Annotated in this window: 7 protein-coding genes; 2 read left to right on the top strand and 5 right to left on the bottom strand. The window is 64.4% G+C overall.

The features are described 5' to 3' along the window. Positions 1-422: 422 nt before the first annotated feature. Entirely contained in the window at positions 423-875 is a 453-nt protein-coding gene (locus tag IOC69_RS10010) for a hypothetical protein (RefSeq protein WP_290543406.1), read from the bottom strand. Positions 876-1,210: 335 nt separating this feature from the next. Between IOC69_RS10010 and uvrA the strand changes: the two genes are divergently transcribed. Both uvrA and IOC69_RS10000 read left to right on the top strand, forming a co-directional pair. Then, on the top strand, positions 1,211-4,132 hold the full coding sequence (gene uvrA / locus IOC69_RS10005) for an excinuclease ABC subunit UvrA (protein ID WP_290543405.1): 2,922 nt from the start codon (positions 1,211-1,213) through the stop codon (positions 4,130-4,132). After that, a complete protein-coding gene (locus IOC69_RS10000; RefSeq protein ID WP_290543404.1) occupies positions 4,132-4,593 on the top strand; it encodes a gamma-glutamylcyclotransferase family protein in 462 nt (153 codons plus the stop codon). The genes uvrA and IOC69_RS10000 overlap by 1 nt, the downstream gene beginning before the upstream one ends. A gap of 153 nt (positions 4,594-4,746) precedes the next feature. Here the strand turns inward: IOC69_RS10000 and IOC69_RS09995 are convergent, their stop codons facing one another. The 4 genes from IOC69_RS09995 to IOC69_RS09980 all read right to left on the bottom strand — a co-directional run bounded on the left by IOC69_RS09995 (position 4,747) and on the right by IOC69_RS09980 (position 8,779). Next, complete coding sequence (locus tag IOC69_RS09995) at positions 4,747-5,139, bottom strand: VOC family protein (protein ID WP_366935510.1); 393 nt, start codon at positions 5,137-5,139, stop codon at positions 4,747-4,749. Between the two features lie 455 nt (positions 5,140-5,594). Further along, a complete protein-coding gene (locus tag IOC69_RS09990; protein WP_290543402.1) occupies positions 5,595-6,905 on the bottom strand; it encodes a replication-associated recombination protein A in 1,311 nt (436 codons plus the stop codon). Continuing rightward, complete coding sequence (locus IOC69_RS09985) at positions 6,905-8,314, bottom strand: DegQ family serine endoprotease (RefSeq protein WP_290543401.1); 1,410 nt, start codon at positions 8,312-8,314, stop codon at positions 6,905-6,907. The genes IOC69_RS09990 and IOC69_RS09985 overlap by 1 nt, the downstream gene beginning before the upstream one ends. 27 nt (positions 8,315-8,341) lie before the next feature. Then, on the bottom strand, positions 8,342-8,779 hold the full coding sequence (locus IOC69_RS09980; RefSeq protein WP_290543400.1) for an Lrp/AsnC family transcriptional regulator: 438 nt from the start codon (positions 8,777-8,779) through the stop codon (positions 8,342-8,344). Between the last annotated feature and the right edge of the window lie 137 nt (positions 8,780-8,916).

Here is an 8,916-nt window from a genome sequence, read left to right as displayed (position 1 = left end):
CGTCTCCCTGAATGGCATCGATCAAGCCTCCATATGAAGGCTCAAACTAAACTGTCAGGAATGTCGCCGGTCTATTCTGTCAGGGATGTAGCAGGTTCATACCGGACAGACCCCCTCACCCTGCCCTCTCCCCCGGTGGGGGAGAGGAAAGAAGAAAAAAAGCACAAGGCTCCGTTTGCGATAGCCTTGCCCCCGTGGCGGGGGCGGGACAAATTATTCCTGACCCGTGAGAACCGCCCGGCACATGCATGTTCCCACCGGGTGCACCCGCCTTCCCGGAACATGCGCCGGACGACAGCGACTTTATTCCTCTCCCCCGGTGGGGGAGAGGAAAGACGAGGGCCGGCCCCTTGTGGCGGGGGCGGGGGCGCTTGCATGGCCGGGCCCTCAGGCGCCCTGCCACGCGGCGCGCGGCATGCCCCTTACGCCCATGACAGGGTCATGGCCACGTCGCCGGGCACACCGTCCGGAAAATCCACGATCTCGGCCGCCAGCTTATAGCCCTTGGCGCGGAAATACTTGCTCCACAGCTGATAGACCTCCATGGGCACGCCGGTCAGCGTGGTCTCCCAGCCCTTCTCGCCCTGATTGATGGCCCGGCCGTGGTCGGTGCACAGGGCGTTGGGGAAGCGATAGACCTGAACCGAGGTCATGCCCTTGTCGGTCGCCCGCTGGATCATGCGCAGGGCGCGGCGGATGCCCTCCTCATCGGAGATACCCAATGGCTTGTGCAGCTGGTCGATGAAGGCCTGCCGCTCGGCCTCGGCCTCCTTCTGCTGGTTGAGCAGGCGCTGGGCCTCCTCCGCCTGCGCCAGTGCGATCTTCTCCGCCAGGGACTTGGCGCTGGGGAGCAGGTCGTCGATTGAATCACTCATTTGCGGTTTCTCCAGTTGCCGGCATGGATGGACATCAATAATCGGCGCGTGCGCCAGTTCCAACTCTGGCATCGGCTCATGACAATAACAGCGATGCGCCCCCGGATAATAGAAGCAATCGTGCTGCACGTCGATACGCGGCCGGAACCGGGGCCCAGCGGCGCCGCTGTCGCCCGCCGGTCACCGGTGGTTCTCCAGTCCGGCGTTGAGGTTCAGCGACCAGACCCTGCCGAAAACCCCTTTGACCGCCGAAAGCCGTTCGCCCGTCCGTGCCTATTCCGACACATGACCGGTCCATCCTTGCGGTCGTTCTCTTCTTGATCTAGTCGAGAGCCATGCCAGAGCAAAAGAAAGTCCTGTCCATCCAGGGTGCGCGTGAGCACAACCTGAAGAATGTCTCGCTGGAGCTGCCGCGCGACAGGCTGATCGTCTTCACCGGACTGTCAGGCTCCGGCAAATCCTCGCTCGCCTTCGACACGATCTATGCCGAGGGCCAGCGCCGCTATGTCGAGTCGCTCTCGGCCTATGCCCGGCAATTCCTCGAGATGATGCAGAAGCCGGACGTCGACCAGATCGACGGCCTGTCGCCCGCCATCTCGATCGAGCAGAAGACGACCAGCCGCAACCCGCGCTCCACGGTGGGCACGGTCACCGAAATCTATGACTACATGCGCCTGCTCTTCGCGCGCGTCGGCGTTGCCTATTCGCCCGCCACGGGCCTGCCCATCGAGAGCCAGACCGTCACCCAGATGGTCGACCGCGTCATGGCTCTGGAGGACGGCGCCCGCCTCTACCTGCTCGCCCCCATCGTGCGCGGCCGCAAGGGCGAATACCGCAAGGAACTCGTGGAACTTCAGAAGAAGGGCTTCACCCGCGTCAAGGCCGATGGCAAGTTCCACGAGATTGACAGCGTCCCGGCCCTCGACAAGAAGTTCAAGCATGACATCGACGTGGTGGTGGACCGCCTCGTGGTGAAGCCTGACATCGCAACCAGGCTGGCCGACAGTTTCGAGACCGCGCTCAAGCTGGCCGATGGCCTGGCCGTTGCCGAATTCGCCGACAGGCCGCTTCCCGCCTCGGCCACCACGGAGGAAGGCGCCAACAAGTCGAAGAACGACACGCATGAGCGCCTGCTGTTCTCCGAGCGCTTCGCCTGCCCCGTCTCGGGCTTCACCATCGACGAGATCGAGCCGCGGCTGTTCTCCTTCAACAACCCCTTCGGCGCCTGCCCCAAATGCGACGGGCTGGGAACCGAGCTCCACTTCGAGCCCGAGCTCGTGGTTCCGGATGCCGCGCTGTCCATGAGGGACGGCGCCATCCTGCCCTGGGCGCGCACCGGCAACACCTCGCCCTATTACAACCAGACGCTCGAGGCGCTGGCCAGGCACTACAAGGTGTCCATGAACACGCCCTGGAAGGACATTCCGAAGAAGGCGCGCGAGGCCATCCTCTTTGGCACGGGCGAGGAGGAAGTCACCATCACCTATGACGACGGCATCCGCGCCTACAAGACCAGGAAGCCCTTCGAGGGCGTCATCGGCAACATCGAGCGGCGCTGGCGCGAGACGGATTCCGAATGGATGCGGGAGGAACTCTCCAGATACCAGTCTGACCACCCCTGCTCCGAGTGCAACGGCCACCGTCTGAAGCCCCAGGCGCTGGCGGTGAAGGTCGGCCGCAAGCACATCGGCGAGATCTCGGCGATGTCGATCCGCGAGGCCAATGAGTGGTTCGCCGGCCTGGCGAAGACGCTGAAGCCGAAGGACATGGAGATCGCGCAGCGCATCCTCAAGGAAATCCGCGACCGGCTGAAGTTCCTCGTCGATGTGGGGCTCGACTACCTCAACCTGTCGCGCACCTCCGGCACGCTGTCGGGCGGCGAGAGCCAGCGCATCCGTCTCGCCTCGCAGATCGGCTCCGGCCTGACGGGCGTGCTCTATGTGCTGGACGAACCGTCGATCGGCCTGCACCAGCGCGACAATGCGCGGCTTCTCGAAACCCTCGTGCATCTCCGTGACCTCGGCAACACGGTGATCGTGGTCGAACATGACGAGGACGCGATCCGGCTTGCGGACCACGTGGTCGACATCGGCCCCGGCGCGGGCGTCCACGGCGGCCAGATCGTCGCGCAAGGGACTCCCGCCGAAGTCATGGCTAACCCCAGGTCGCTCACCGGGCAATATCTCACCGGCCAGCAGGCCGTGCCGCTCCCCGGCGCACGGCGCAAGTGGAAAAAAGGCCGCTCCATCCGCGTCAGCGGCGCGCGCGCCAACAATCTGAAGAACATCTCGGCGGAAATTCCTCTGGGCGTGTTCACCTGCGTCACCGGTGTCTCGGGCGGCGGCAAGTCCACACTGCTGATCGACACCGTCTACAAGGCCGCCGCGCGCAAGCTCATGGGCGCGCGCGAGGCGCCCGCCGATCATGACCGCATCGAGGGCCTCGAACTGCTCGACAAGATCATCGACATCGACCAGAGCCCCATCGGGCGCACGCCGCGCTCCAACCCGGCCACCTACACCGGGGCCTTCACGCCGATCCGCGATTGGTTCGCGGGCCTGCCCGAGGCCAAGGCGCGCGGCTATGAGGCGGGGCGCTTCTCCTTCAACGTCAAGGGCGGGCGCTGCGAAACCTGCCAGGGCGACGGCGTCATCAAGATTGAGATGCACTTCCTGCCGGATGTCTATGTCACCTGCGACGCCTGCCACGGCCACCGCTACAACCGCGAGACGCTGGAGATCAAGTTCAAGGACAAGTCCATCGCCGACGTGCTGGACATGACCGTGACGGAAGCCTCCGGCTTCTTCCGCGCCGTGCCATCCGTGCGCGACAAGATGGAAACGCTGGAGCGCGTGGGCCTGGGTTACATCAAGGTCGGCCAGCAGGCGACCACGCTGTCGGGCGGCGAGGCGCAGCGCGTGAAGCTCGCCAAGGAACTTTCCCGCCGCGCCACGGGCCGCACGCTTTACCTGCTTGACGAACCGACGACGGGCCTGCACTTCCATGACGTGAGGAAGCTGCTCGAAGTGCTGCATGAGCTGGTCGACCAGGGCAACAGCGTCGTCGTCATCGAACACAATCTCGAAGTCATCAAGACCGCCGACTGGATCATCGATCTTGGCCCCGAGGGCGGCGACGGCGGCGGCGCGATCGTGGTGGCCGGAACGCCCGAAGACGTGGCGCGCGAAAAACGCAGCTACACCGGCCAGTTCCTCAAGGACGTGCTGAAGCGCGGCAAGAGGCAGGCCGCGGAGTAGTGTTTCTCTACTTCGCCTATGGCTCCAACATGTCCGGGCGGCAGATGACCGAGCGCTGCCCGGACCATGAGCGCCTGGGCATTGCCGTGCTCAAGGACCATGCGCTGTGCGTCCCGCGCACGTCCCCCATCCGCAACTGCGGCGTGGCGGGTCTGGCGGTGACGCCGGGTGCGGAGGTGTGGGGCGTTGTCTACCGCCTGCATGACGAGGATCTGGCGGCGCTCGACAGGCGCGAGGGCTATGATCCAGCGAAGCCCCATCACGAAAACCGCTACAACCGCCAGACCATCCGTGTGCTGATGGATGGCCGCGATGTCGAATGCCTTACATACTTTGCACGACCGGAGCCCGGTGAGCATGTACCGAGTGCGAACTATTTAGCGACGATGATCGAAGGCGCCGTGGAGAACGACTTGCCCGCGGAATACGTGGCCACGCTCAGGCTCATCCCCTCTCTCTAGGCCGACATCCCTCTTTAGCCCGTCATCACTCTTTGGCCCGTCATCACTCTTTGGCCCGTCATCCCGGCGAAGGCCGGGATCCAGCTTTCTCACCGCGCGTGCTGAACCAAAGCTGGACCCCGGCCTTCGCCGGGGTGACGACTTCAACATCTCTCAAAGCCCCGGGGCGTAGGGCACATTGAACTCCGCCGATTGCGCAACTGCCGGGGCCCTGCCGGAGATCGAGATGGAATTGCCGGACGGGTCCTTGGCATTGGCGAAGACATATCCCATGCCGTCGTGAAGCGGGCCAAACTCAAGCCCGCGCTTCTTCGCGGCGCGGGCGAAGGCCGCAACGTCATCCACATCAAAATTCAGCTTGACCAGTGCCTGCCCCATCTTCTGGGACTTGGCGGCAGGATGCAGGCGAATGGCGGTACCGGACCCTGGTGGACGCAGTTCGATGATCCGGTCACCTGGTCGCTGAAATGCCGTGTAGCCGAAATGGCGGTCGTAGAATTCGACCATCTCCGGAATGTACCGCGTGTAGATCGTGATGCTGGTCAAGGGCGTCAACATGCTCGCGTCTCTTATTGCTGGACATCACGGAGCGTGTGACGATCCTACTTCTATATCAAGTATATCAAGCGTCTTTTTGCACTGCCGGACGAGATACGCGCCAAGAACGGAACCGGGAGAACATGTTCCGCCTGCGGATGATCTGCCGATCACGATGGCGGGTGCCGAGGAGAACAGTTCAACGCTCTCCAGACCGTCATGCCGGCGAAGGCCGGGATCCAGCTTTCTCACCGCGCGTGCTGAACCAAAGCTGGACCCCGGCCTTCGCCGGGGTGACGGATAGATGGGGCATAGAGAGGCCCGTGGTGGACTTCGTAACGATTGCTTTTTGATTTCAGGCAATCGTCGCTATTCCCCTAGCCAGCCAACGCCAAAAGCCACTGCAGGGCATTTTTAGCGGTCTGGCGCAGTCGCAAGGAAACCGCATCGCCGGTACAAACCAGCTAACCTTCCCGCTCCTTCCTCAGTTTCCCCCAATACTCCAGCCTGCGCTTCACCTCGCGCTCGAAGCCGCGCTCGACGGGGGCGTAATAGGTTTCACGCCCCAGACCGTCAGGAAAATAGTTCTGCCCGGAAAACGCATCCGGCTGGTCATGGTCATAGCGGTAGCCGGCGCCGTATTCATGGTTCTTCATCAGCTTGGTGGGCGCGTTGAGGATGATCTTGGGCGGCATCAGCGAGCCCGTTTGCCTGGCCCGCCCGGTGGCCGCCTTGTAGGCATTGTAAACCGCATTCGATTTGGGCGCGGTGGCAACATAGACGACCGCCTGGGCAATCGCCAGCTCGCCCTCCGGGCTGCCGAGGAAGTCGTAGGTTTCCTTCGCGGCCAGTGCCTGGTGCACGGCCTCCGGGTCGGCAAGCCCCACATCCTCGATCGCCATCCGCACCACGCGGCGCACGATGAACAGCGGGTCCTCGCCCGCCGTGAGCATCCGCGCGAGATAATAGAGCGCCGCATCCGGGTCCGACCCGCGCACCGATTTGTGGAGAGCCGAGATCAGATTGTAATGCCCGTCCGCCGCCTTGTCATAGAGCGGCATGCGCTTCTGGACCGTGCGCGCCAGCAACTCCGGTGTCAGCGGGTCACCGCCCTCCGGCACGGCGGCAAAGACTTCCTCCAGCATATTAAGGAAATAGCGCCCGTCGCCATCCGCCATGCCGATCATTGCCTCGCGCGCGGCGGCATCGGCCGGCAGGAGCCTCCGCTCGAACATCTCGGCGCGCCGGATCAGGGCATTCATCGCCCCGGCGTCCAGCCGGTTCAGCACAAGCACCTGGGCGCGCGAAAGAAGCGCTCCGTTCAGTTCGAAGCTCGGGTTCTCGGTGGTCGCGCCGACGAGGACAATCGTCCCGTCCTCCACATAAGGCAGGAAGGAGTCCTGCTGGGACTTGTTGAAGCGGTGAATCTCATCGACGAAGAGCAGCGTGCCCCGCCCCTGCTCCCGCCTGATGCGCGCCTGCTCGAACAGCTTCTTGAGGTCTGCAACGCCGGAGAAGATGGCCGAGATCTGCTCGAATGCGAGACCCGTCTCGCCCGCCAGGAGGCGCGCGATGGTCGTCTTGCCGGTGCCCGGCGGCCCCCAAAGGATGATGGATGGAATGCGGCCCGCGGCCAGCATGCGGGTGATCACGCCATCGGCACCGGCCAGATGGTCCTGCCCCACGACATCCGCCAGCTTTTGCGGGCGCAGCCGGTCCGCCAGGGGGCGCGGCGCGTCCTTGCCGAAGCCGGCGGAGTCGAAGAGGCTGGCCATCAGCCGCCAATGGCCATCTTCACCACCCGTCCGCCGCGGTCGATGGCAATGCGCCACAGGTTGCTGTCATCCGCCAGGGCGGCGTTGAGCGCGTCGACACTGTCGATCTTGGCGCCGTTCACCTCCAGCACGATGTCGCCCCGCTTGAAGAAGCGCAGCGCCGGCGCCGTGTCGATTTTGGTGACGACGACGCCCACGGCATCGGCCGGCAGGCCCAGTTCATCCGCAACGGCAGGAGAAAGATTGGCGGCGGTGGCGCCGGTGAGAGGATTTGCGCCCGCGATCAGGGTTTCGTCGCGCTTCACGGTCTCGGGGGCGGCGATCATCGTGACCTGGGTTTCCTTGCGGCCGCCCTTGCGCTGGTATTCGACGATGATCGTCGCCCCAATGGCCGTCGTCGCGGCGCGATAGCCAAGCTCCTGGGCGGTCTCCACGGGCTTGCCTTCCAGCGCCAGAACGATGTCGCCGCGCTTGAGCCCGGCCCTGGCCAGCGGGCTCTGCGGATGCAGGCTCACGATCAGCGCGCCTTCCGGCCTCGCCATGCCGAGAGACGTGGCGATGTCGGGCGAGACATCCTGCAGCTCGGCGCCAAGCCAGGGGCGCCTGATGGCCACCCCGCCATTCTCGGCGGTGGCCACCACCGTTTTCACCATGTTGGTGGGGATTGCAAAGCCAATGCCGATGGACCCGCCCGAGCGCGAGAAGATGGCGGTGTTGATGCCCACCAGTTCGCCCCGCATGTTGACCAGCGCGCCGCCCGAGTTGCCCGGGTTGATTGCGGCGTCGGTCTGGATGAAGAATTGGTAGTCGCTCACGCCCACCCGCGTGCGGGCCAGCGCCGAGATGATGCCGCTCGTCACCGTCTGGCCCACGCCGAAGGGGTTGCCGATGGCGAGCACGAGGTCACCCACCTCCAGCGCGTCGGAGTCGGCAAGATCGAGCGCCGGCAATTCCTCGTCCGGCACGTCGATCTTGAGAACGGCCAGATCGGTGCGCTCGTCGGCGATCAGAACTTTGGCCTCGAACTCGCGCTTGTCGGCGAGCGCCACTTTCACGTCCGTCGCGTTGGCGATGACGTGGTTGTTGGTCACGATCAGTCCCCTGGGATCGACGATGACGCCGGAGCCCAGCGAATTGGCCACCCGCTCGCGCGGGCGGCCGAAGCTGCCGCCATCGCCGAAGAAGCGGCGGAAGAACGGGTCCTGCATGAAGCCGTTGCCGCCCTGGTCCTCCATCAGCTTGCGCTGCGAATAGACGTTGACCACGGCCGGGGCGGTGGTCTTGACCACCGGGGCAAAACTCAGCTGCACCGCGGCGGCGGACGCCGGCACGGCCTTGCCGGCGGCCTCGGCAAGCGGGCTGCCCAGCGCCAGCATGAGGGCGGAAGCGATGACGGGAACGAAACGCATGTGACTCCTTATGGCGCTTTCGGCGGCCTATCTGCGATCAAGCTTTGTCGACAAAATGACCGATGTCTCGATCCGCGTGATGCCGGGGATCTGGCCGATCCCGTCGATCAGCCGGTCCATGGCCTCGGACGACCCGGTCTTGACCTGAGCGATCAGGTCGAATTTTCCGCTCACCGTGTGCAGGGTTTCGATCTGCGGGAACCTGGCGAGCATGCGGCCCACATCGACCTGGCGGCGCGGTTCCACCGAAAGGGTGACGAAGGCCCGCATGCCGCCCTGGTCGAGCTCCCGCGACAGCCGGACCGAATAGGCGGCGATCACGCCCGTTTCCTCCAGCCGTTTCAGCCGGTCCTGCACCGTGGTGCGCGACAGGCCCAGCTTGCGGGCGAGCGAAGCCACCGGCTCGCGCGAATCCACCTTCAGCAGGGCAATCAGCTCCTCGTCCTTGGGGGTGATGTGCACCATCGGCGATGTGGGGTCCGCTTTCGTCGGAATGACGAGTCATCCGTCATAAATCAGCACACCGCCGTGTGTAAACCGACAACACCGGACGTTATGTGCCGGGCTTGCGTTTTTCCCCAATGTTACGGAGGTTTCGATGG

Origin of the sequence: Aestuariivirga sp., from assembly GCF_020252405.1 — a bacterium.
Taxonomy (GTDB): domain Bacteria; phylum Pseudomonadota; class Alphaproteobacteria; order Rhizobiales; family Aestuariivirgaceae; genus Aestuariivirga.
The sequence above is the reverse complement of the archived record's forward strand: the minus strand, read 5'-3'. Positions and strand labels throughout refer to the sequence as shown.